The sequence below is a fragment of the Algiphilus sp. genome (genome assembly GCF_965216485.1).
In the GTDB taxonomy this organism is placed as follows: domain Bacteria; phylum Pseudomonadota; class Gammaproteobacteria; order Nevskiales; family Nevskiaceae; genus Algiphilus.
The window spans coordinates 1,523,775-1,543,407 of sequence record NZ_OZ244162.1 but is presented as its reverse complement, the minus strand read 5'-3'; the positions used below and the strand labels follow the sequence as shown (position 1 = coordinate 1,543,407).

Below are 19,633 nucleotides of genomic sequence, written 5' to 3'. Positions count from 1 at the left end.
GTTCTAGATCGCCTTGAAGACATCCGTGACGCCGACCGCTTCCAGAATCAGCAGCACGACGAAGACCACACCGACCACCGCGAGCGCGTCGCCGCCGGCGGCCGCATCATCGATATTGGCGGCAAGATGGGCGGCCTCAGCGTCGGACAGGCTGGCTACGCGCTGTTCGGCCAGCGCCGGATCCACCCCGAGAGATTGCATCTGCGCCCGCACGCTGTCGCGCGCCAGGGCTGCCTGAATCTTCTGTCGGTCAGCATTCTCCTGCGCCGCTTCCGCGTGCAGCATCGCCTCGGTGCCAACCACACCGGCAAAGGCCGTGGACTGCAACGCGAAGGTGGCCACCAGGAACGGGATCACAAACTGTGTCAGTACGCGCTTCATACCAGGCTCCATCATTTGTGTGGCTTGCATACTAGCCTGCGGAGTTGAGCACGCGCTGAATCAACAGATCGGTTTCCGCATCCAGCCCGGCTGCCTGTTCACCGCGCAGCGCGCGGTCCACGTTGCCCGCCAGGCGCTTGCCCAGTTCCACACCCCACTGATCAAAGGCGTTAATGCCCCACAGCACACTCTGCACGAAGGTGCGGTGCTCGTAGCAGGCCAGCAAGGCGCCGAGGTGCCAGGCATCAAGGCGCTCAAGAAGAATCGTGGAGGACGGCCGATTGCCCGGCAGATGACGGTGCACGGCTGCCCGATCCGCCGTCTCCGGCGTCATGCCCTGCGCCTCGAGGGCACTGCGCACCTGTGCCACAGATCGGCCATGCATCAGCGCGGCGGACTGTGCCAGGCAGTTTGCAATCAGCAGCCGCTGCTGCTCGTGGTCATCGTGATCGGCACGAATCGGCAGGATGAAATCCACCGGATGTGTATCCGGACCCTGATGCAGCATCTGGAAGAAGGCATGTTGCGCATTGGTGCCGACATCACCCCACAGCGCTGCGGTGGTGGCTTCCGGCACGGGCGCTCCGTCCAGCCGCACCCCTTTGCCGTTGGACTCCATTTCCAGCTGTTGCAGCCACCCGATGAAGCGCTGAAGGCGCTGCGCATAGGGAGCAACGACCAGACTCTGCGCCCCGAGCAGATTGCGGTTCCACACTGCAAGCAGCCCCATCATGACCGGGACATTGTGCTCGGCCGGGGCGCAGCGGAAGTGGTCGTCCATGGCATGGGCACCCGCAAGCAGCTGCTCAAATGCCGCGCGCCCCAGAGCAAGGGCAATGGGCAAACCTACCGCCGACCATAGCGAATAACGACCGCCGACCCAATCCCAGAAACCAAAGACGCGGTCATCGGCAATGCCGAATTCGGCGGCAGCCTCAATGGCGGTCGACACTGCCGCGAAATGCTGGCTCACCGCCGTTTCGCCCAGCGCCTCCGCCAGCCAGCGCCGCACCGAGTGCGCATTGGCCATGGTCTCCTGCGTGCGGAAGGTCTTCGACGTGACGATCACCAGCGTGCGCGCCGGATCAAGTCCGGCCAGAACCTGCTCGCGCTCCGCGGCGTCCACATTGGCGATGAACTGGACGCGCGGACCATCGGTCATCGGCGCCAGCGCCGCGCAGACCATGCGTGGCCCGAAGTCCGAGCCGCCAATGCCGATGTTGACCACCTCCGTGAAAGCACCGCCGTCAGCCGCCCGGATGCGACCTGCGCGCACCTCCTCGGCAAACTGCAGGAAACGATCTCGCGTTGTCAGGATGGCTTCGTCGACGCGCTCGCCCTGGGCCAGCCAGACCTCTCCGGGGGTGGCGCGCAGCGCCATATGTAGTGCAGCCCGGCCTTCAGTGCTATTGACGGTCTCGCCATGAAACAGGCCGCGAATTCGGTCGTGGAGGCCGCAGCGCGCCGCGAAGGCCACCAACGCCGCGATGGCATCGTCGTCCACTCGTTGCTTGGCGTAATGCAGGTCGATGCCGGCACCGGCGCACTGATAGCGCTGCGCCCGCGTGGCGTCATCATCGAACAGGGCAGTCAGTGGCCGCGCGGTCAGTGCATCGCGGGCGGCACAGAGGGCGGGATCATCCGAGAGTCGGGGCACGGCGCCAGCCATCGCGGCTCCAGTGGAAAGGTCTTGTGCAGTGTAGCGAGGCTGCACGACCGGGTCTGCGCAGGGCTACTCCCAGACGAAGTTGAAGCTGAAGCTGATGCGGTCTTCGCTCACGGGACTGGGGGGGACTTCGTGGCGCAGCCAGCTCTCGAACAGGTAGAGCCGACCCGTACGCGCCGGCAGCAGGACGTGATGGCGTACGGCTTCGGGGGCGTCGGGCCTGCGTGGTGGTGCGGCCATGAAACTCGCCAGCCGGGGATCCTCGAAACGCAGTCCCGCTGCGCCCTTGGGGACGGCAGCGTAATAGGTGCCGCTGACCACCGCGAGGGGGTGCAGGTGCCCGGAATGGCCACAGCCCTCGCCCATGATGCTGACCCAGCAGTCGCTCATCACAAGCGCACCCTCGCCCATGTCCCAGTGCAGCCGCTCCGCGAAGCGCTGGGCGTGGCGCGTCAGGTGCCGCGCAAGGGTCATGACCGAAGGCGACATCCGATGCAACTGATCAAGGGAGCTGTAGCTGGTATAGCCCCCTGGATAGCGCTGCGCAGACCAGTCCTGCCCTGCCTCGTCCACCTCGGCAATCTGGTAGGCCTCGCGGACCAGTTCCTGATTGAGGGTGCGGCCCCCGCGTGCACCCAGCGCCGCGTCATAGACGAGTGTCGGGAAAAGCGCACGCGTATCCGCGTCACGCTCCGCCGCAGCGCGTCCGCTGGTCAAGCGGCCTGAACGGGAATGGTGTTGGCAGTGCGCACGACGCGGTTGACTTCGTCGAGGTAGATCAGACGCGGCTTGAAATTGCGCGCGCTACCCGCCTCCATCTGCCCGTAGGCACAGATGATGACGCGATCACCAACCCGCGCCTTGTGGGCGGCGGCACCGTTGATCGAGATCACTCGCGAGCCTTCCTCGGCGCGGATGGCATAGGTAGTGAAGCGCTCGCCGTTGGCGATGTCGTAGATGTCGATCTGCTCGAACTCGAGGATGCCGGCGGCATCGAGCAGTTCACCATCAATGGCGCACGAACCGTCGTAGTCCAACTCGGCGTGCGTGACGCAGGCTTTGTGCAGCTTGGCCTTGAGGAGGGTCAATTGCATGGCGTCGATTTTCGGGGGATTACGGAATGGGGTGGCCCACTAAGACATGCACCCATACATTCCGCCAGCGATTTCTTGGTCAGGGTGGCCCACTAAGACATGCACCCACGCAGAATGGCTCCGCTGGAGCCTCAAGCGGTGGGGAGTGTAGCGACCATTACGCCGGGCAGCAACCTTGTTGTCATACATGCACCATCAGGTTATCGATCAGCCGGGTCTGGCCTAGATACGCGGCGGCTGCGATCAGGATTTCCCCTGGAAATTCAGGCTCTTGTAGATCAGCGGACAGGATGCGCACATAACTGGGCACAAGACCTGCGGCACGCAGACGCTCCATTGCGTCGGCTTCCAAGGCCGCAGTGTCGCGCTTTCCGCCCGACAGGGCCTCGGCGATAGCGCGCAAGGTGACGTGCAATGCCGGGGCACGCGCACGCTCTTCGGCACTCAGATACTGATTGCGCGAGGACAGGGCCAGACCATCGGCCTCGCGCTCAATGGGATGGCCAATGACCTGCGTCGGGAAATGCAGATCGCGCACCATGCGCCGAATGAGCTGTAGCTGCTGATAGTCCTTGCGCCCAAACACGGCCACATCCGGCTGCACCAGATGGAACAGCAGACCGACGACCGTGGTGACCCCATCAAAATGCCCGGGCCGATCCGCACCGCAGAGGTGGTCCCCCAGATGCGGAACATGGATCTGGGCAATGTCACGCCCGTGCGGATAGAGGGTGCGCTCCGACGGCGCGAAGACCGCATGGCAGCCCGCCGCTTCCAGTGCCGCCACATCAGCTTCCAGGGTACGGGGGTAGCGATCGAAATCCTCGTTGGGCCCGAACTGCAGCGGGTTGACGAAAATCGAGGCAATCAATACGTCGGCGTGCTCACGGGCACTGTCCAGCAACGCCAGATGCCCACGGTGGAGATTGCCCATGGTGGGCACCAGGGCCACGCGGCGCTTCTCCTGCCACTGCGCATGGCGCCAGGCGCGCAGCGCCGGCACTTCATGAAGGCGCGTGATACCCACCGCTCAGAAGCAATGCTCAGGAGCCGGGTAGCTGCCATCGCGCACCGCAGCCACGTATTGTTCGATGGCTGGCGCAATGCCCGGCTGCCCCTGCATGAAGTTACGCACGAAGCGTGGCGGGCGCCCGCTGCGCGCTTGTGCGGAGATTCCGAGGATGTCCTGCAGCACCAAGATCTGACCATCGACCGCGCCACCGGCCCCGATACCGATCACCGGCACACCCGCGGCGCGGGTAATGCTGGCCCCAAGTTCGGCCGGTACGCATTCCAGCAGCAGCATGTCAGCGCCCGCGTCTTCCAGCAGGCGTGCATCGCGTCGCATGGCATCGGCGGCGGCGGCTTCCCGTCCCTGCACCCGGAAGCGGCCCATCTTGTGAATCAGCTGGGGTTGCAGTCCGAGATGCGCGCACACCGGCACGCCGCGCGTGCTCAGGAATTCGACGATTCGGGCCTGCTCGCGTCCGCCTTCGAGCTTGACCATGGCGGCGCCGCCCTCCTGCATGAGGCGCTGTGCCGCATCCAGTGCCCGACTGCGCGTGGCATAGGACAGAAAGGGCATGTCGGCGACCGCGAAGGCGCGCTGCAGCGAGGGCACGACGCAGCGGCTGTGGTAGATGATGTGGTCGAGCGTGACCGGTGTCGTGGTGCTGCCCCCCTGGATCACCATACCCAGCGAGTCGCCGATCAGCACCACATCCACGCCGGCGGCGTCGAGCACCTGGGCAAAGCTGGCGTCATAGGCTGTCAGGCAGGCGATGCGTTGGCCCTCGGCGCGCATGGCGCGCAAGACAGCAATGTTGACGGGGGACTGAGCGCTCAATGCGGTCTCTCTGCGTACGTGAGCGCTCATGGTAAATCAGGCCAGGGCGCCAAGCCCTCGCGACTGCACGCGCGCGCCAGGGTGGCCACCCTACCGAGTCTGGGGATGTGCAACTGCGGGGCGATTTCGGCGAGCGGAATCAGCACGAAGTTGCGTGCCGCGATCCCGGGATGCGGCAGGGTGAGTCCCGGAAGGTCCTCGACGCGGTCACCGTAGACGAGCAGATCACAATCCAGCTCGCGCGCACACCAGCGCTCTCCTGCCCGGCTGCGCCCGGCTTCGCTTTCCAGCGCCTGCAAGGCCTGCAACAGCGCCAGCGGCGCAAGACGCGTTTCGATCAGTGCCACGGCGTTGCAGTAGTCCGGCTGGGGCGGTCCCATCGGGGCACTGCGGTACAACGCGGACGCAGCCATCAAGCGCGTCTCCGGCAGCGCTCCGACGGCTTCGATGGCCTGGCGAATCTGCTGGTCCGGCTGACCCAGGTTGGCGCCAAAGCCAACCGCTGCGGTGACCGCAGCGGTCACTGGCTGGCGCTGGAACTGCGCGAGCCGCGCGACCGGCGGCGACGTCGACGCTTGGGTGCGCCTTCGGGAGGATTTTCGGGCGCCGGAGGCAATGCGTCCGGTGCCTCCTGCGCCTCGGTCCACCACTGCGCGACTGACGGGTCTTCCTCGCCCGCATCGGCACGCAGACAGAAGAAGTCATAGGCGGCGCGGAAACGCGGATGCGCTAGCAGGCGTTCCGGCTTCTTGCCCCGCCGATAGGCAAAGCGCGACTGCAGCATCCAAATTTCTCGCGCTGGCGCGGAAAAACGCTTGGGGATGGCCACGCGCTGCACCTGATCGGCCAACACGCTGTCCGCGGCCTGTGCCATCGCCACCGCGGGCGGCAGCCCCTGCTGGTCGCGCAGTTCGGCGGCATGGCGCACCACGCCCGGCCACAGCAGCGTGGCGTAAAGAAAGGCCGGTGTCACCGACTGCTCATTGCAGATCCGACGCGCGGTATTGGCCAACGCTGCATCCATCAGGGGGCGCACACCGGGCTCGTGCAGCACGGCGTGCAGACTCGGGAAGAGTTCCGCAAGCAAACCGTGATCAACGAGCCCCTTGAAATTCTCGACCGCGTTCGGCGATTGCAGCAGCTTGAGCACTTCGTCGAAGAGGCGTGCGGGCGGTACTTCATTGAGTAACCCGGCCAAGCGCGGAATCGGCTTCTGGGTCTTGGGCGCAATATCGAAGCCCAGCTTGTTGGCAATGCGCACCGCGCGCAGCATGCGTACCGGATCTTCGCGATAGCGCAGCTCCGCATCTCCGATCAGCCGGATCGTGCGCTGCTGCAGATCGGCGACACCGCCGACATAGTCGAGAATGCTGAAATCAGAAATGTCGTAGTAGAGACCGTTGACCGTGAAATCGCGACGCAGCGCGTCGGCCTCGATGTCATCGCCGTAGACGTTGTCGGAGAGAATGCGACCGGTCTCGTCCCGCTCATGGGAATCCGTCAACGCGCCGCGGAAGGTGGTGACTTCGATCACTTCACGACCAAAGCGCACATGGGCGATCACAAAGCGTCGCCCCACCAGCCGGCAACTTCTGAACAACGCCTTCACCTGCTCCGGGTGGGCGTTGGTCGAGATATCGAAATCCTTCGGCTGCAGGCCGGCCAGGATGTCGCGCACGCCACCACCGACGAGATACGCCTGATACCCGGCTTCATTCAGGGTGTACAGCACCTTGAGAGCAGCGGATGAAATGAGCTTGCGCGAAACCGGGTGGTTCTCGCGAGGAATCCGTGGAGACACGCTGATAGTGATGCTTCCTCAACTGAGACAGGGTGGAGGGCACTGGGCGGCGCAATATGCTTGGCGCAGGACCACCGAATGCCGCATAATCCGCCTATTGTAGGTGAAGCACTGCTCCCATCGTCTAGCGGTCCAGGACGTCGCCCTCTCACGGCGAAAACCGGGGTTCGAGTCCCCGTGGGAGCGCCACATTGCCAGACAAGGGCGAGATCCGCATCTCGCCCTTTTTTTATGCCTGCCATGCAGAACCGATTCGCTTCCGTGCCGCTGGCCCGGCAACCGCTGCCGGGTGCTCGGACAGCTCGCCGACACACGCGCGCGGCGGCAGGGATGCCTGATGTCCAGCGGTTTCCCGCTCAGCTGCGCAGCTGGGGTGCGAAGGCGCGCTTGAGCTTGTCCAGCTTGGGCACTGCCACTACGCGAATGTAGCCGGCGTCGGGATGGCGTTGCGCGAAGTTCTGGTGCTCCTCCTCGGCCGGATAGAAGCCGCTGTAGGCTTCCAGCGTGGTGGCGATCGGGGCACTGAAGACCCCGCTGTCATCGAGCTGCCGGATATAGGCTTCCGCCACCGCGCGCTGCGACTCGTCGAGATAGAACACCGCTGAACGGTACTGCGGCCCGACATCGTTGCCCTGGCGGTTGCGCTGCGTCGGGTCGTGGGCCACACCGAAGAACACCTTGAGCAGCGCGCCAAAGGAGATCGTCGCGGGGTCAAAACGTACCCGCACCGCCTCGGCATGCCCGGTCGTGCCGGAGCAGACCTGGCGGTAACTGGCCGTAGCCGCGTCGCCGCCGGCATAGCCGGAGGTCACCTCCTGCACCCCCTGCAGCGCGAGGAACACGGCCTCCACACACCAGAAACAGCCCCCAGCCAGGACCGCCTCCGCGACCGATGATTCGGCTAAGGGCGCCACATCCACGGCGGGGTCCGGCAGCGGCGATTGATTGGACGAACCACCCGGCCAGCGGCAGACCGCCCCCTGTTGCGTCTCACGCATTGCGTCTCTCCAAGGCACATCGACTGTTGACCATGGCCCGCGAGGGCCGCCTCCCGCTTACCGGAATGCTGCGACGATCCCGCTCGCGACAAGCCTCGCCGCAAGGCGGACGCCCGGCGCCCAGACAGGTCATGCAGGCTATGCTATCGGCATGACAGAGTCACCGCTCATCCTGCCTGCAACACTGTGGCGACGCCTCGCCGTCAGCGTCTACGACGGCCTGCTCATACTGGCCATCTGCATGGCGATTTCGGTCGTAGCCACGCCACTGCTCAGCTACGTTGGTGGGCCTCAGCACAGCATGCTGCAGGTCTTGATGGTGCTGGGAAGCTGGTTCTATTTTGCGCGCTCCTGGACGCGCGGTGGACAGACCCTGGGCATGCGCACCTGGCGCGTGCGCCTGCGGCGCAGCGACGGCGAAGTCCATCTCTCGCTGACCGCCGCAAGCGCACGCTTCTTCCTCACCCTGGGGCTGTGCATCCTGCCGATCGTGATTGGTGGCCTTGCCTTGGTGCACAAAGGCTGGGTTCCCGCTGGCCTGCTGGTCGCCCTGCCGCTGATCGTCATGCTGCCGGTGGCTATCGGCAGTCGACGCAGCCTGATCGACCGCCTAACCGCCAGCGAGATGGTGCGCGAGGCTGCCATCCCCGCACGCAGTTAAGACGCGACGGAAACCTGCTCCAGCGCGACCATGGCGATGATCTGATCGCCCTCGTCGCTGACGCTGACATGCGCCCGTCCAGCACCTCGGCGTGAGGCAAAGGCACGGCCCCGGTCAGACAGGCTGAGCGTCGGGGCTCCCGATTCGGGGTCGCGATGCAGGGCAATGTCGCAGGCATAGATGCCGGAAAAACCCGTGCGCAGCGCCTTGGCAAAGGCTTCCTTGACCGCCCATCGCTTGGCCAGATCCCGCGCCGGATCGCGGGCCGCCTGATGCATCGGCCATTCGCTGGCATGCAGGATGCGTTCCGCAAAGGCGCTGCCCCGGCGCGCCAGCAGGTCGCGAAAGCGCGCCACCGAAACCAGGTCCACTCCAACGCCACACAACACGCGCGCGGCCTCTAGTCGCCCATCTGGCGGCCGGCCAGCATGGCCCGACGCATGCGGGCAATGGCAGCTGGAAGCCCGTGGAAGACGGCGTCGGCAATGATGGCGTGCCCGATGTTGAGCTCGACGATCTGCGGGATGGCAGCCACCGACCCCACGTTGGCAACACGCAGACCATGCCCTGCATGGACTTCCAGGCCGCGCTCGGAAGCAGCGCGCGCAAAGCTGCGCAGGCGGCTGATCTCGGCCGAGCGCTGCTCTCCGCTCGCCTCGGCGTAGGCACCGGTATGGATTTCCACCGCCGGTGCGCCCGTCGCCAGAATGGCATCGAGCTGGGCCACATCGGCGTCCACAAACAGGGAGACGCGCGTCCCCACCGCCGCCAATCGGCGACAGGCCTCGATGACGACGGCGTGTTGACCTGCCACATCCAGGCCGCCCTCGGTGGTCACTTCCTGACGCTTCTCCGGCACCAGGCAGGCGCGCGGCGGAGCCACGTCCTCGGCCAGCGCCAGCATGTCGTCCACCGCTGCCATTTCCAGATTGACCGGGACCGTGGCCGCGGTCATCAGACGACGCACATCCTGTTCCTGGATATGGCGGCGATCCTCGCGCAGGTGCACGGTAATGCCGTCGGCACCCGCGGCAATGGCAACCAGACCCGCTTCCACCGGATCCGGGTAGTCGGTGCCGCGCGCCTGGCGAAGCGTAGCGACATGATCGACATTGACACCCAGACGCAGCGGTGGAGGAAGACTCTGGCTCATGAAGACTCGGTGCGGTTGATGCGAAGCCGGCGCAGCATGGCCGGCGTTTGCAGGGGTTTGGGCCCGATCAATTCTGGCAGATGCGCACGGAACACGGCGCGGCCGGCGGCGCATGCCGCTGGCGTGTCGAAGCTGCCGCGCAGTGCATCGCGCAGCCCGCTCGCGCTCAAGCGACCGCCGGCAGTGGCATGCGCGCCCTGCTCGGCATCATAGGCATAGCCCTGATCGGCCACCGAGGCCGGCACCGCGCCCAGCGGCTGATAGCCCAGCGCGCACAGCAGGCTCCATTCAAAGCGCCGCAGCAGCGGCTCTGCAGCGGCGTCGCCGCTGCCGGCTTCCACATCCGCACGCGGCGCGCGCACCAGTCCGGCGAGCAGGGCTTCATAGGCGCCGAACACGGGCGCGTGGGGATCGTCACGCGCCAAGGCGCGCAACAGCAACTCGTTGGCATACCACACCCAAAGCACGCGCTCGCCGACCAGGGGATACGGACTGCCTTCGGCCTCGATCGATTGCAACGTGCCCAGCTCGCCGCGACGATGCCACTGCATGCGATAGCGCTGCAGCAGGTCGATGCCACCACTGCGCCGCTTGCTCTGCCCGCGCGCGCCCCGGGCGATCAGGCCAACGCGCCCGTGCTCCGGCGTCAGCACTTCCAGCAAGAGGCTGGTCTCGCGATAGGGCCGCTTCTGCAGGATGTAGGCCGGCACGTCCTGGACGCGTTCGGCACTCACGCCGATTCAGCCCTCATACCCGAGCGCGCGCAACGCCGCCGGGTCGTCACTCCAGTTGGCACGCACGCGGACGTGGGTCTGCAGATAAACCTTCTTGCCGAGCTGTCGTTCGAGCTCGCGCCGGGCGGAGGTCCCTACGCGCTTGGCCGTTTCACCCCCCGCGCCGATGACGATCTTCTTCTGGGCCTCGCGCTCTACCCAGATGACGGCGCGGGTACGCAGCAGGCCTTCGCTGTCCTCCAGCATTTCCACACCCACCGACAGCGCATAAGGCAGTTCCTGATGCAGCATGCGGGTCAGCTTCTCGCGCACGCACTCGGCGATGGTGAAGGCCAGATCATGGCCCTGGATCTGGTCCGGCGGGAACAGTGCCGGCCCCTCCGGCATGAAGCCCGCCAGCACGTCGGCCAACGTGTCCAGATTGTCGCCATGGGTCGCTGATACCGGGACAATATCGGCATAGTCGTAGCGGGCCCCCAGGGCGGCCAACTCCGGCAGCAGCTTGCTCTTGTCCGCCTGGCGGTCAACCTTGTTGAGGGCCGCAACCACCGGCAGACCGGAGGCCTTGGCGCGCGCCAAGGCCAGATCGTCGTCGCTGCGCCACTGCCCGCTCTCGACCACATGGAGCACCACGTCGACGCCTTCGATGGCGCCGGTGGCGGCGCGATTGAGCACCCGGTTCAATTCGCGCTGTTCGCGCTCGTGCAGTCCGGGCGTGTCGACGAAGACGATCTGCACGCCTTCGCGATTGCGCACCCCGTGGATGCGGTGACGGGTAGTCTGCGGACGCCGGCTCACGATCGACACCTTCTGTCCCACCAGTGCATTCACCAGGCTCGACTTGCCCACATTGGGGCGGCCCACCACGGTCGTCATTCCGCTACGCATCGAGTTGCTCCAGCATCGCCCGGGCCGCATTCTGTTCCGCGCCACGCCGACTGGAGCCCTGGCCCTCGGCACGCACTTCATCATCACCCAGCACACAGGCCACCCGGAAGCGTTGCCGGTGTGGCGGCCCGGTCATCTCGACGACCTCGTACTCCGGCCGCGGCCGCGACCGGCCCTGCAGCCATTCCTGCAGCCGGGTCTTCGGATCCTTCAGCGAATGGGGGTCCGGCAGCGCTTCCAGTCGCGGCCCCCACCAGCGCTCGACGCAGGCCGTTGCGGTGGGGATATCGGCATCGAGCAACACCGCCCCGATCAGCGCCTCCACGGTGTCGGCAAGCACCGAACGCCGACGATAGACGCCACTCTTGAGGGCGCTGCCGCCGAGCTGCACGGCGTCGGCCAGCGCCAGATCCTGCGCCACCGAACCCAGCGTTTCCTCGCGCACCAGCGCCGCCCGCATGCGCGTCAGATCCCCCTCGGACAGCTCCGGGCAGCGCTTGTAGAGCATCTGCGCCACCACAAAATTGAGCAGGGCATCGCCCAGAAATTCGAGCCGTTCATAGTGACCGTGTCCGGCACTGCGGTGGGTGAGGGCCTGATCGAGAAGGGCCTCGTCCCGGAAGCGGTAACCGAGCCGGCGTTCCAGATGCGCCCGGTTCACGAGCCCCGGCCAACCATGATCTGCTCTTCGAAAGTGAACAACAGATCGATGTTGTGAATCAGAGGCACGCGCGCCTCGTATTGGTATTCCAGATACCGCGTTTCGCCCTCGCCACGTACCAGGGCGACGTCCTCCGGATCGAGATGTTGGATCCGTTCGATGGCCCAGTACCGTTCCAATGCGCTGCGCATGGTGCGCACGCTGGCGGCGGGGTTCTCCGGGTCCTTTGCGACCCGCTCGATAGCGCCGCTGACCTTCATCTGGTTGAGATAGACCGGCACACAACGCATGACCAGCAGCGCGGCAAAAGCCACCAGCGCCACGGTCACCATGAGCATCCAGATCGTCATTCCGCGCTGTGCTGGCCGCATCGTCGTCTCCTTAAGGGATGGTGCTACCAATCCGCGAAAAATCCGGACGTCCGCGCTCACTGTTCCAGTTCATCCAGATGAGGAAGGCCCGCCCCACCAGATTGCGTTCCGGAACGCTGCCCCAGCGCCGGGAATCATCGCTACCATCGCGATTATCCCCCATCACGAAATACTCGCCCTCGGGCACCACGAAATCGATGGCGCGCGACGGCGCATTCGGATTGACGATGATCGGGTGGCGGTCTCCTCCCAGCGTCTCGATGTAGCGCTCCACCACGCCGCCGGGCAGGCCGGGGACCCGCGCCACGCCAGCGGGTTCGAGCGGGATGCGCTCGCCATTGATGCGGAGCTGCTTGTCGCGATAGACGATGTGGTCTCCGGGCAGCCCGACCACGCGCTTGATGAAATCCTTGCTTGGATCAAGCGGGAAACGGAACACGGCCACGTCGCCGCGCTCGGGCTTGGCGCCTTCCGTGATCTGCCAGAACCCCACCGGCGAGCGCAGCCCGTAGGCACGCTTGTCGACCAGGATGAAGTCACCCACCAGCAGCGACGGAATCATGGAACCGGACGGAATCCGGAAGGGCTCCACAACGAAGCTGCGCAGGATCAGTACCACCAGGATGACCGGGAAGAAGGAGCGCGAGAACTCCACCGCCCAGTTGCCGCGCTCGCTGCCCGCCGCGCGCCGCGCGCGCGCGAAGAACAGCGCATCAATGGCATAGACCAACCCCGTGGCAAGCGCCGCCACGGAGAGAATGACTGCAAAGTCCCAGTGGAAATCGCTCAGAAACTGCTCCATGCGGGATTACTTTCGGTCGACGTTCAGAATGGCCAGGAAGGCGGACTGCGGAATCTCGACATTCCCCACCTGTTTCATGCGCTTTTTCCCCTCTTTCTGCTTTTCGAGCAGCTTTCTCTTCCGTGAGACGTCGCCACCGTAGCACTTGGCGAGCACATTCTTGCGCAGGGCCTTGACGGTTGTCCGGGCGAGGATGCGCGAACCGATGGCGGCCTGAATGGCGACATCGAACATCTGGCGCGGAATCAGCTCCTGCATGCGTTCGCACAGCGAGCGCCCGCGATCGTAGGCCATATCGCGGTGGCAGATCGTCGACAAGGCATCCACGCGTTCGCCATTGACCAGTACGTCCAGGCGCACGAGGTTGGCGCCGACGAAGCACTTGAAGTCGTATTCGAAGCTGGCATAGCCGCGTGACACGCTCTTCAGCCGGTCGAAGAAATCGAGCACCACCTCGGCCAGCGGCATGTCGACCACCATCTGCACCTGACTGCCGTGATAGTGCAATTCCGGCTCGCCGGCGCGCTTTTCCATGCACAGCTGCATGACCGAGCCGATGCAGTGCTGCGGCATGAGAATGCGCGCCGTGATGATCGGCTCACGCAGCTCATCCACGCTGGAGATGTCGGGCAGTTCGGCCGGGTTCTGCACACTCTTGGTGGAACCGTCGCTGAGTGCGCATTCATAGACCACCGAGGGCGCGGTGGTGATCAGATTCAGGTCGTACTCGCGCTCGAGACGCTCCTGCACGATCTCCATGTGCAACATGCCCAGAAAGCCGCAGCGGAAGCCGAAGCCGAGCGCACTGGATGACTCCGGCTCGTAGGATAGCGCGGCGTCATTCAGCCGCAGCTTGCCGAGGGCATCGCGCAGATCCTCGAAATCGTCCGACGACACCGGGAAGATACCGGCGAAGACGCGCGGCTGGATCTCCCGAAACCCAGGCAGACGCTTGGCGCAAGGGCGCTGCGCATCGGTCAGCGTGTCGCCGACCGGCGCGCCGTCGATATCCTTGATACCGGCCACCACGAAGCCCACCTCCCCGGTCTCCAGCGCGTCCAGTTCCACGCGCTTCGGGGTGTTCCGCCCCAGCATGGTGACTTCATGGTCGCGGCCGGTGGCCATGACGCGAATCCGCTGCCCGCGGTGCAGCCGCCCGTGCATGACGCGCACCAGCGAGATCACACCCAGGTAATTGTCGAACCAGGAGTCGATGATCAGCGCCTGTACCACTTCCTTCGGGTCGCCATCGGGCGGCGGCACGCGCTGCACGATGGCTTCGAGCACCTCGGTGACCCCCTCGCCTGTCTTTGCAGAGATGCGCAAGGCGTCCTGGGCCTCGATGCCGATGATGTCCTCGATTTCGTCGATGACGCGCTCGCAGTCGGCATTGGGCAGATCGACCTTGTTGAGCACGGTGACGACTTCGAGATCCTGATCCACCGCCGTATAGCAATTGGCCACGGTCTGGGCTTCCACACCCTGTGACGCGTCGACGATCAGCAAGGCACCTTCGCAAGAAGCGAGCGAGCGCGACACTTCATAGGAGAAGTCGACATGCCCGGGCGTGTCGATCAGGTTGAGCTGATAGGTCTGCCCGTCGCGCGCGTCGTAGCTGAGGGTGATCGCCTGCGACTTGATCGTGATGCCGCGCTCCCGTTCGATCGGGTTGCTGTCCAGCACCTGATCCTGCATCTCCCGCTCTTCCAGCCCATGACAGAGCTGGATGAAGCGGTCGGCCAGGGTGGATTTCCCATGGTCGATGTGCGCGATGATGGAGAAATTGCGGATGTGCGTCTGCTGCATGGACTCCAGCGCGGTGCTACCGGGCGACGGGCAAAATAGCACGCGATTATACGCACAGATGGGGGCCCGGCCCTTCGCTATCGGGGCCCCGTCATGGTATGCACGAGGGCAGCGCAGGCTTCCTCATCGAAGTGCCCCTCGCAGACAACCGCGTCATTGCCGTCGAGCAAGACCGGGATGCGCGCGCCATAGCGCTCGCGCAGCTCCGGCCAGCGGTCGATATCCACGTGGTCGAGCGACACGCCCGGAAAGGCAGCCCGCCACGCCTCGTGGAACTGGTCGCACAGGCAACAGCCCGTGCGGGTCAGCAGTCGAGGAATCACTGCTCCGGAATCGGCACCGCAATGAACAGCGGCGAGCCACCGCGCTGAATCAGGAAGGGGGCGGATGTACCAGGCGTCAGTCGTTCCACCACCTCACGCAACCGGGACACCGAGTCCACAGCATTGCCCGCCACGCGCAGGATGATGTCCCCGGAACGGATGCCGGCGGCGGCCGCAGGGCCGCCCTTGACTTCGGCCACCCGCACGCCACCGTCGAGCACGTCTTCGCGCTCGCGCGTGTCGGCATCCATCGGCTCGACCCGCATGCCCAGCACGGTCGGCTCGCTCGGTGGCTCGGGTAGCGGGCCCGGGCCGTCGCGCATGGCCTCCTCGTTGAGTTCGTCCACGGTGACGTCCAGCTTCATGCGCTCACCATTGCGCATGAGCACGACTTCGACCTCTTCGCCGGGCTTGATGGCGCCGACCACCGCGGGCAAGGCCGCCGATCGCGGAATGTCTTCGCCACCAAAGGAAAGAATGACGTCGCCTTCGCGCAGACCTGCCTTGGCAGCCGGCCCGTCGGGCAGTACGCGGGAAACCAGCGCACCGCGCGGACGGTCCAGCCCGAAGGACATGGCAAGCTCGCGCGTGACTTCCTGGATCACCACGCCCAGCCAACCTCGGGCCACACTGCCATCATCACGCAGCTGTTCGGCCACCGAAATCGCCATGTCGATGGGAATCGCGAAGGAAATGCCCTGATACCCACCGGTACGGCTGTAGATCTGCGAGTTGATGCCGACCACCTCGCCGTCGAGGTTGAAAAGCGGCCCCCCGCTGTTGCCCTGATTGATGGCGACATCGGTCTGGATGAAGGGCACGTACTGGCCACTCGACAGGCTCCGCCCCTTGGCAGAGACGATCCCGGCCGTCACCGTCTGCTCGAATCCGAAGGGCGAGCCAATAGCCACCACCCAGTTGCCGACTTCCAGCGATTCGCTATTGCCGATCTCGACCGGGTCGAGGTCGTCGCGCTTGATCTTGAGCAGCGCCAGGTCCGAACGCTCGTCGCTGCCGACCAAGGTGGCCACTTCCTCGCGGCGATCCTTGAAGCGGACGATGATCTCGTCGGCGTTGCGTACCACGTGGTGGTTGGTGAGGACATAGCCCTCTTCCCAGAGCACGAAGCCGGAACCCAGGGACCGTGACGGTGGGCCGCTGCCCTCACCCTGCCCCTCCCCGAAGTGATCCCGGAACCAGTCACCGAAGGGGCTTTCCTCCAGTCCAAAGGGCAGTTGCTGCCCCTCCTTGCCGCCATTGCGGGTCACGGTGGCGATATTCACCACCGAAGGGCCGGCATTGCGCGCAATGTGCGAAAAATCCGGCAACTGACCGGCAGGCGGCGCGGGCTCCGACGAGCAGGCGGCAAGAGCAACAAACAGCAGGGGCCAACAATGACGGAGCACAGACACTCTCCCAAGAAAAATCATGATGTTTCGGTGAGACGCGGACAACTGTCCGCGCCGAAGCGATCCTTGCGCAGGATGACGGGCCGGAAGTGACGCGCATCAAGACTGCGGCTCTTCCAGTGCACCATCAACAAGCCGGCGGCCAGGCCGCTGACCGAGAAGCCCGCGACCAGCAAGTCGCCGGCATTGAGTACGACGCTGGCAAAGGCGCCAAGCGCGATCATGCCGACCAGGGGAAGGAGGTAGACCATGGCCGACGCGCGCAGCAGCGCATCGCCACCAATGCCCACCACCACGGCATCGCCGGCTTGCAGGCCCTTGACCTGGCTCGTGGCGGGAATCGAATACTGGCGATGACGCGCCAGCCGGCCCAGCAGGCCGCCGCCACAGCCCCGCCCTTCTGCGCAGCGCTGGCAGTTACCCATATTGAGGGCCTGGATGAAGATCTGCTCTCCGTCGACACTTGTGACGATGGCGCGTTCTTCAATCATCCTGCGTTTCGGGCATAGCCTGTTCCTCGGAGGGACTGCCGGCGCCTTCCGCGTCATTGTCTGCCGGCAGCATGGGTTCGAGCGCGGCTCCTGCATGCGCCTCGACCGAGGCGAGCTGCAACCGCTCAGCCACCCACTCTACGGTGCGTGCCGGCACTTCACCAACGACAGTGACCTGGTGTCCATCAATCACCCGAGACACAACGTTCAGTGCGCCCATGCGGGAATGCGCGGCACGGACGTCCTGGAGGTTACCGTCCGCGCTATTGGCACCGTAGACCGAAATCGTGGCTAACCCATCCGTGAACAGGAAATGTTCCACCGGCACGCGGTCGTCTGCGCCTTTGCGTACCGAATGGGAAATCTTGCGGAAGCCCGGCGGTACCTGTGCCACCGACCAGCGTGCCGGCACGCGCAGGCGCGGCGACTCATCCGCATGGCGCACCACGCGATAGCCTTCGGTATCCGCATCGCGCTGGAACAGCGCGTCGTCAAAACGCTCGGCGTAGGCCACATCGGTGAACATCATCTGCTCGATGCGCTGTTGCTCCGCGTCGAGCACGACCACACGCAGCGGGAGATGGGTCTCGCGGTCAAGCCAGTATTCATAGCCATAGCGCATGTCGTCGCGCGGCGAAACCAGCACCCCCACACTCAGTCGGCCGGCGATGCGCTCGTCACCAAGGTGTTCGAAGTCGTAACGCTCGTTCAGCGAGGCGATATTGTCGCGCCGAAGCGAAGGCAGCAGGCTGGCCGCCTGATGGGCGCGCTGGTCGATGGTCACCATGCGCTGCTGGGGAAGCACGCAGATGACTTCCTCGTTGTTGCGGTAGATCTCGCGCGCGTCGCCAGTCAATGACACCAACCGCTCGCGTACCGACCCATCGCGGTACTCGTGAATGACGCGCAGGCTCTCCATGCGGGTATCCGTCTGGTAAACCACCGTACCGGCGTAGGTGGTCTGCCGCACGGCCTCGCTCATGCGAACGAGCAACTTCGCAGGATCAGCATTGTCGTCGCTGCCGAATCCGCTGGTGGTGACCAGGGTCAGCAGCATCGCGACCGTTGCGCGCATCATCGGGTGCGTTGATTGAAGTCCGCGTTATGCGCAGCGTAACGTGCATAGCCAAGCGGACCGCCAATGCCCTGCGCACTGCGGTGCCCAGCGTATTCGATGTAGTAGGTATTCAGCCGTTCATCGCCCACTGGTAGGGCATTGAAGCCTTCCCGACTGCCGGAGCGCGCGCCGGCGGCATTGGTATCGGGTCGTGCCTGAGCGACGCTGTTCTGCAGGGAAGGCGTGCTGGCAAAAGCGCCGCTACCCGAGATTTGCGGCACCTCTTCGGCCGTCCCGGCGGAAGGTGTGCCCTGCCAGACGACAGGGAGCACAAGGGCTGCAACCGCAATGCTGGCCGCCGCAGCCAGGCCGGTCACCGGCAAGGCCCAGCGGCGTGTCGGGCGACGCGACGCGATGGCGGTTACCTTGGGATTCTGGTGGTCGGCCGCCTCGGTGGCGATCGCTTCGCGTACGCCTTCGAGGAGGTCGGTTCGTGCGGACAGGCGGGTCTGGCCTCGCATCATCACCCCGATGCTGCTCCATCGGGTGACGGCACCGGCGCTTGTGGGATCGTGATCGAGGCTCTCAATCAGGGCATCGATGTCTTCCGATGCCAGTTCGCCGTCAAGCAATGCCGAAAACAGTTCGTCAGTTTGCTGCATACCGCCTAGCTTCCTCGCTGAAGACGCGCACGTGCGGATGATGTCAGATAAACCACATCGATGCGATAAAGTTCCGCCGCGCCCGGGAATTTCTGTCCGTCTGACATCAGGTGTGCCTCATGTCGATCTCTGGGAAGGCCGATCAATGAGCGGCGCCAGTACTTCATCGACAACGGCACGTGCCCGAAATATCCGTGAGCGGACCGTTCCAATCGGACAATCCATCGCTTCGGCGATCTCCTCGTAAGAGAGCCCTTCGAGCTCCCGCAGGGTGATCGCCTGACGCAGGTCGTCCGGCAGCTGGGCAATCGCGTCAGAGACTGCCTGCTGAATTTCACTGGTGAGCAGATGCGACTCCGGTGTATCGATGTCACTCATCTGCTCGGTATGGCCATAGAGCTCGGCATCCTGCACGTCGATATCCTGACCCTGCGGACGCCGCTTGCGCGAGACCAGTTGATTCTTCGCGGTGTTGATCGCGATGCGATACAGCCAGGTATAGAAGGCCGACTGGCCCTTGAAGTTGGGCAGCGCGCGATAGGCCTTGATGAAGGCGTCCTGTGCCACGTCGGGGGCATCGGCCTCGCCGACAAACCGCGACACGAGCTGCAGCACCTTGCTCTGGTGCCGAAGGACGAGCAGGTCGAAGGCGCGTTGTTCCCCCTCTTGCGCCCTTCGCACCAGTTCCTCATCGAGTAGCTCTTCTTTCATCGTGCGCGGTTGGTGTGACGCGCACGTTGTGCGTCAGCGTTCATGGAAAACCTGTCAAAATGCTGCAACAGTGCCGCCCCCCTGCGGACTGCAGGCGCGCTAGAGTGTAGCAACTCCT

The 19,633-nt window shown here is 64.9% G+C and carries 24 protein-coding genes and 1 tRNA gene; 2 read left to right on the top strand and 23 right to left on the bottom strand.

What is annotated here, in order from left to right:
* Positions 1-3: 3 nt before the first annotated feature.
* From ACOOFO_RS07150 to pcnB, 8 genes are all read right to left on the bottom strand, one after another.
* Positions 4-381, bottom strand: a complete 378-nt coding sequence (locus ACOOFO_RS07150) for a PA2779 family protein (protein WP_420429374.1) — start codon at positions 379-381, stop codon at positions 4-6.
* Positions 382-412: 31 nt separating this feature from the next.
* Positions 413-2,050, bottom strand: a complete 1,638-nt coding sequence (gene pgi / locus ACOOFO_RS07145; protein WP_420429372.1) for a glucose-6-phosphate isomerase — start codon at positions 2,048-2,050, stop codon at positions 413-415.
* 63 nt (positions 2,051-2,113) lie between these two features.
* The gene (locus ACOOFO_RS07140; protein ID WP_420429370.1) at positions 2,114-2,764 is read right to left on the bottom strand and encodes a TIGR02466 family protein; all 651 of its coding nucleotides are present in this window, start codon (positions 2,762-2,764) and stop codon (positions 2,114-2,116) included.
* A complete protein-coding gene (gene panD / locus ACOOFO_RS07135; protein ID WP_420429368.1) occupies positions 2,761-3,141 on the bottom strand; it encodes an aspartate 1-decarboxylase in 381 nt (126 codons plus the stop codon). The genes ACOOFO_RS07140 and panD overlap by 4 nt, the downstream gene beginning before the upstream one ends.
* Before the next feature lie 181 nt (positions 3,142-3,322).
* Positions 3,323-4,162 (bottom strand): pantoate--beta-alanine ligase, encoded by an 840-nt coding sequence (panC, locus tag ACOOFO_RS07130; protein ID WP_420429674.1) that lies wholly within the window; start codon positions 4,160-4,162, stop codon positions 3,323-3,325.
* A 9-nt stretch (positions 4,163-4,171) separates the two neighbouring features.
* Entirely contained in the window at positions 4,172-5,017 is an 846-nt protein-coding gene (gene panB / locus ACOOFO_RS07125) for a 3-methyl-2-oxobutanoate hydroxymethyltransferase (protein ID WP_420429366.1), read from the bottom strand.
* Positions 5,014-5,511 (bottom strand): 2-amino-4-hydroxy-6-hydroxymethyldihydropteridine diphosphokinase, encoded by a 498-nt coding sequence (gene folK / locus ACOOFO_RS07120; protein WP_420429364.1) that lies wholly within the window; start codon positions 5,509-5,511, stop codon positions 5,014-5,016. Before folK ends, panB begins: the two co-directional genes overlap by 4 nt.
* Positions 5,508-6,788 (bottom strand): polynucleotide adenylyltransferase PcnB, encoded by a 1,281-nt coding sequence (gene pcnB / locus ACOOFO_RS07115; protein WP_420429362.1) that lies wholly within the window; start codon positions 6,786-6,788, stop codon positions 5,508-5,510. The genes folK and pcnB overlap by 4 nt, the downstream gene beginning before the upstream one ends.
* A 113-nt stretch (positions 6,789-6,901) precedes the next feature.
* On the opposite strand from pcnB, the gene ACOOFO_RS07110 reads away from it, so the two are divergent.
* Positions 6,902-6,977: transfer RNA gene (locus ACOOFO_RS07110), tRNA-Glu, on the top strand.
* Positions 6,978-7,144: 167 nt separating this feature from the next.
* Here ACOOFO_RS07110 and msrA read toward each other — a convergent pair.
* The gene (gene msrA / locus ACOOFO_RS07105) at positions 7,145-7,786 is read right to left on the bottom strand and encodes a peptide-methionine (S)-S-oxide reductase MsrA (protein ID WP_420429360.1); all 642 of its coding nucleotides are present in this window, start codon (positions 7,784-7,786) and stop codon (positions 7,145-7,147) included.
* A gap of 151 nt (positions 7,787-7,937) precedes the next feature.
* On the opposite strand from msrA, the gene ACOOFO_RS07100 reads away from it, so the two are divergent.
* On the top strand, positions 7,938-8,447 hold the full coding sequence (locus tag ACOOFO_RS07100) for an RDD family protein (RefSeq protein WP_420429358.1): 510 nt from the start codon (positions 7,938-7,940) through the stop codon (positions 8,445-8,447).
* Here ACOOFO_RS07100 and acpS read toward each other — a convergent pair.
* From acpS to rpoE, 14 genes are all read right to left on the bottom strand, one after another.
* Positions 8,444-8,818 carry a holo-ACP synthase gene (gene acpS, locus ACOOFO_RS07095; RefSeq protein WP_420429356.1) on the bottom strand — a complete coding sequence of 125 codons (375 nt, stop codon included), beginning with the start codon at positions 8,816-8,818 and terminating at the stop codon, positions 8,444-8,446. The two genes, ACOOFO_RS07100 and acpS, sit on opposite strands and share 4 nt — an antisense overlap.
* Before the next feature lie 29 nt (positions 8,819-8,847).
* Positions 8,848-9,600 carry a pyridoxine 5'-phosphate synthase gene (locus ACOOFO_RS07090; protein WP_420429354.1) on the bottom strand — a complete coding sequence of 251 codons (753 nt, stop codon included), beginning with the start codon at positions 9,598-9,600 and terminating at the stop codon, positions 8,848-8,850.
* Entirely contained in the window at positions 9,597-10,334 is a 738-nt protein-coding gene (gene recO / locus ACOOFO_RS07085; protein ID WP_420429352.1) for a DNA repair protein RecO, read from the bottom strand. The genes ACOOFO_RS07090 and recO overlap by 4 nt, the downstream gene beginning before the upstream one ends.
* Positions 10,335-10,340: 6 nt before the next feature.
* Positions 10,341-11,222: a GTPase Era gene (gene era, locus ACOOFO_RS07080; protein ID WP_420429350.1), complete on the bottom strand. Its 882-nt coding sequence runs from the start codon at positions 11,220-11,222 to the stop codon at positions 10,341-10,343.
* Positions 11,215-11,883 carry a ribonuclease III gene (gene rnc / locus ACOOFO_RS07075; RefSeq protein ID WP_420429348.1) on the bottom strand — a complete coding sequence of 223 codons (669 nt, stop codon included), beginning with the start codon at positions 11,881-11,883 and terminating at the stop codon, positions 11,215-11,217. Before rnc ends, era begins: the two co-directional genes overlap by 8 nt.
* The gene (locus tag ACOOFO_RS07070; protein WP_420429346.1) at positions 11,880-12,254 is read right to left on the bottom strand and encodes a DUF4845 domain-containing protein; all 375 of its coding nucleotides are present in this window, start codon (positions 12,252-12,254) and stop codon (positions 11,880-11,882) included. Before ACOOFO_RS07070 ends, rnc begins: the two co-directional genes overlap by 4 nt.
* 10 nt (positions 12,255-12,264) lie before the next feature.
* Entirely contained in the window at positions 12,265-13,056 is a 792-nt protein-coding gene (gene lepB, locus ACOOFO_RS07065; RefSeq protein ID WP_420429344.1) for a signal peptidase I, read from the bottom strand.
* A gap of 6 nt (positions 13,057-13,062) precedes the next feature.
* Positions 13,063-14,862 carry a translation elongation factor 4 gene (gene lepA, locus ACOOFO_RS07060; RefSeq protein ID WP_420429342.1) on the bottom strand — a complete coding sequence of 600 codons (1,800 nt, stop codon included), beginning with the start codon at positions 14,860-14,862 and terminating at the stop codon, positions 13,063-13,065.
* A gap of 77 nt (positions 14,863-14,939) precedes the next feature.
* Entirely contained in the window at positions 14,940-15,185 is a 246-nt protein-coding gene (locus ACOOFO_RS07055; protein ID WP_420429340.1) for a glutaredoxin family protein, read from the bottom strand.
* Positions 15,182-16,615, bottom strand: coding sequence for a DegQ family serine endoprotease (locus ACOOFO_RS07050; protein WP_420429338.1), 1,434 nt, complete (start codon positions 16,613-16,615; stop codon positions 15,182-15,184). The genes ACOOFO_RS07055 and ACOOFO_RS07050 overlap by 4 nt, the downstream gene beginning before the upstream one ends.
* Positions 16,612-17,085, bottom strand: a complete 474-nt coding sequence (locus tag ACOOFO_RS07045; RefSeq protein ID WP_420429336.1) for a SoxR reducing system RseC family protein — start codon at positions 17,083-17,085, stop codon at positions 16,612-16,614. The genes ACOOFO_RS07050 and ACOOFO_RS07045 overlap by 4 nt, the downstream gene beginning before the upstream one ends.
* The gene (locus ACOOFO_RS07040) at positions 17,078-18,163 is read right to left on the bottom strand and encodes a MucB/RseB C-terminal domain-containing protein (protein WP_420429334.1); all 1,086 of its coding nucleotides are present in this window, start codon (positions 18,161-18,163) and stop codon (positions 17,078-17,080) included. Before ACOOFO_RS07040 ends, ACOOFO_RS07045 begins: the two co-directional genes overlap by 8 nt.
* A complete protein-coding gene (locus ACOOFO_RS07035) occupies positions 18,160-18,804 on the bottom strand; it encodes a sigma-E factor negative regulatory protein (RefSeq protein WP_420429332.1) in 645 nt (214 codons plus the stop codon). The genes ACOOFO_RS07040 and ACOOFO_RS07035 overlap by 4 nt, the downstream gene beginning before the upstream one ends.
* A 117-nt stretch (positions 18,805-18,921) precedes the next feature.
* On the bottom strand, positions 18,922-19,515 hold the full coding sequence (rpoE, locus tag ACOOFO_RS07030) for an RNA polymerase sigma factor RpoE (RefSeq protein ID WP_420429330.1): 594 nt from the start codon (positions 19,513-19,515) through the stop codon (positions 18,922-18,924).
* Positions 19,516-19,633 lie beyond the last annotated feature (118 nt).

Excerpts from the sequence above, each read along its gene's own strand:
- ACOOFO_RS07150 (WP_420429374.1), bottom strand. The coding sequence starts at position 381 with ATGAAGCGCGTACTGACACAGTTTGTGATCCCGTTCCTGGTGGCCACC.
- pgi (WP_420429372.1), bottom strand. The coding sequence starts at position 2,050 with ATGGCTGGCGCCGTGCCCCGACTCTCGGATGATCCCGCCCTCTGTGCC.
- panD (WP_420429368.1), bottom strand. The coding sequence starts at position 3,141 with ATGCAATTGACCCTCCTCAAGGCCAAGCTGCACAAAGCCTGCGTCACG.
- panB (WP_420429366.1), bottom strand. The coding sequence starts at position 5,017 with ATGAGCGCTCACGTACGCAGAGAGACCGCATTGAGCGCTCAGTCCCCC.
- msrA (WP_420429360.1), bottom strand. The coding sequence starts at position 7,786 with ATGCGTGAGACGCAACAGGGGGCGGTCTGCCGCTGGCCGGGTGGTTCG.
- ACOOFO_RS07100 (WP_420429358.1), top strand. The coding sequence starts at position 7,938 with ATGACAGAGTCACCGCTCATCCTGCCTGCAACACTGTGGCGACGCCTC.
- ACOOFO_RS07090 (WP_420429354.1), bottom strand. The coding sequence starts at position 9,600 with ATGAGCCAGAGTCTTCCTCCACCGCTGCGTCTGGGTGTCAATGTCGAT.
- era (WP_420429350.1), bottom strand. The coding sequence starts at position 11,222 with ATGCGTAGCGGAATGACGACCGTGGTGGGCCGCCCCAATGTGGGCAAG.
- ACOOFO_RS07070 (WP_420429346.1), bottom strand. The coding sequence starts at position 12,254 with ATGCGGCCAGCACAGCGCGGAATGACGATCTGGATGCTCATGGTGACC.
- lepB (WP_420429344.1), bottom strand. The coding sequence starts at position 13,056 with ATGGAGCAGTTTCTGAGCGATTTCCACTGGGACTTTGCAGTCATTCTC.
- lepA (WP_420429342.1), bottom strand. The coding sequence starts at position 14,862 with ATGCAGCAGACGCACATCCGCAATTTCTCCATCATCGCGCACATCGAC.
- ACOOFO_RS07050 (WP_420429338.1), bottom strand. The coding sequence starts at position 16,615 with ATGATTTTTCTTGGGAGAGTGTCTGTGCTCCGTCATTGTTGGCCCCTG.
- ACOOFO_RS07045 (WP_420429336.1), bottom strand. The coding sequence starts at position 17,085 with ATGATTGAAGAACGCGCCATCGTCACAAGTGTCGACGGAGAGCAGATC.
- ACOOFO_RS07040 (WP_420429334.1), bottom strand. The coding sequence starts at position 18,163 with ATGATGCGCGCAACGGTCGCGATGCTGCTGACCCTGGTCACCACCAGC.
- ACOOFO_RS07035 (WP_420429332.1), bottom strand. The coding sequence starts at position 18,804 with ATGCAGCAAACTGACGAACTGTTTTCGGCATTGCTTGACGGCGAACTG.
- rpoE (WP_420429330.1), bottom strand. The coding sequence starts at position 19,515 with ATGAAAGAAGAGCTACTCGATGAGGAACTGGTGCGAAGGGCGCAAGAG.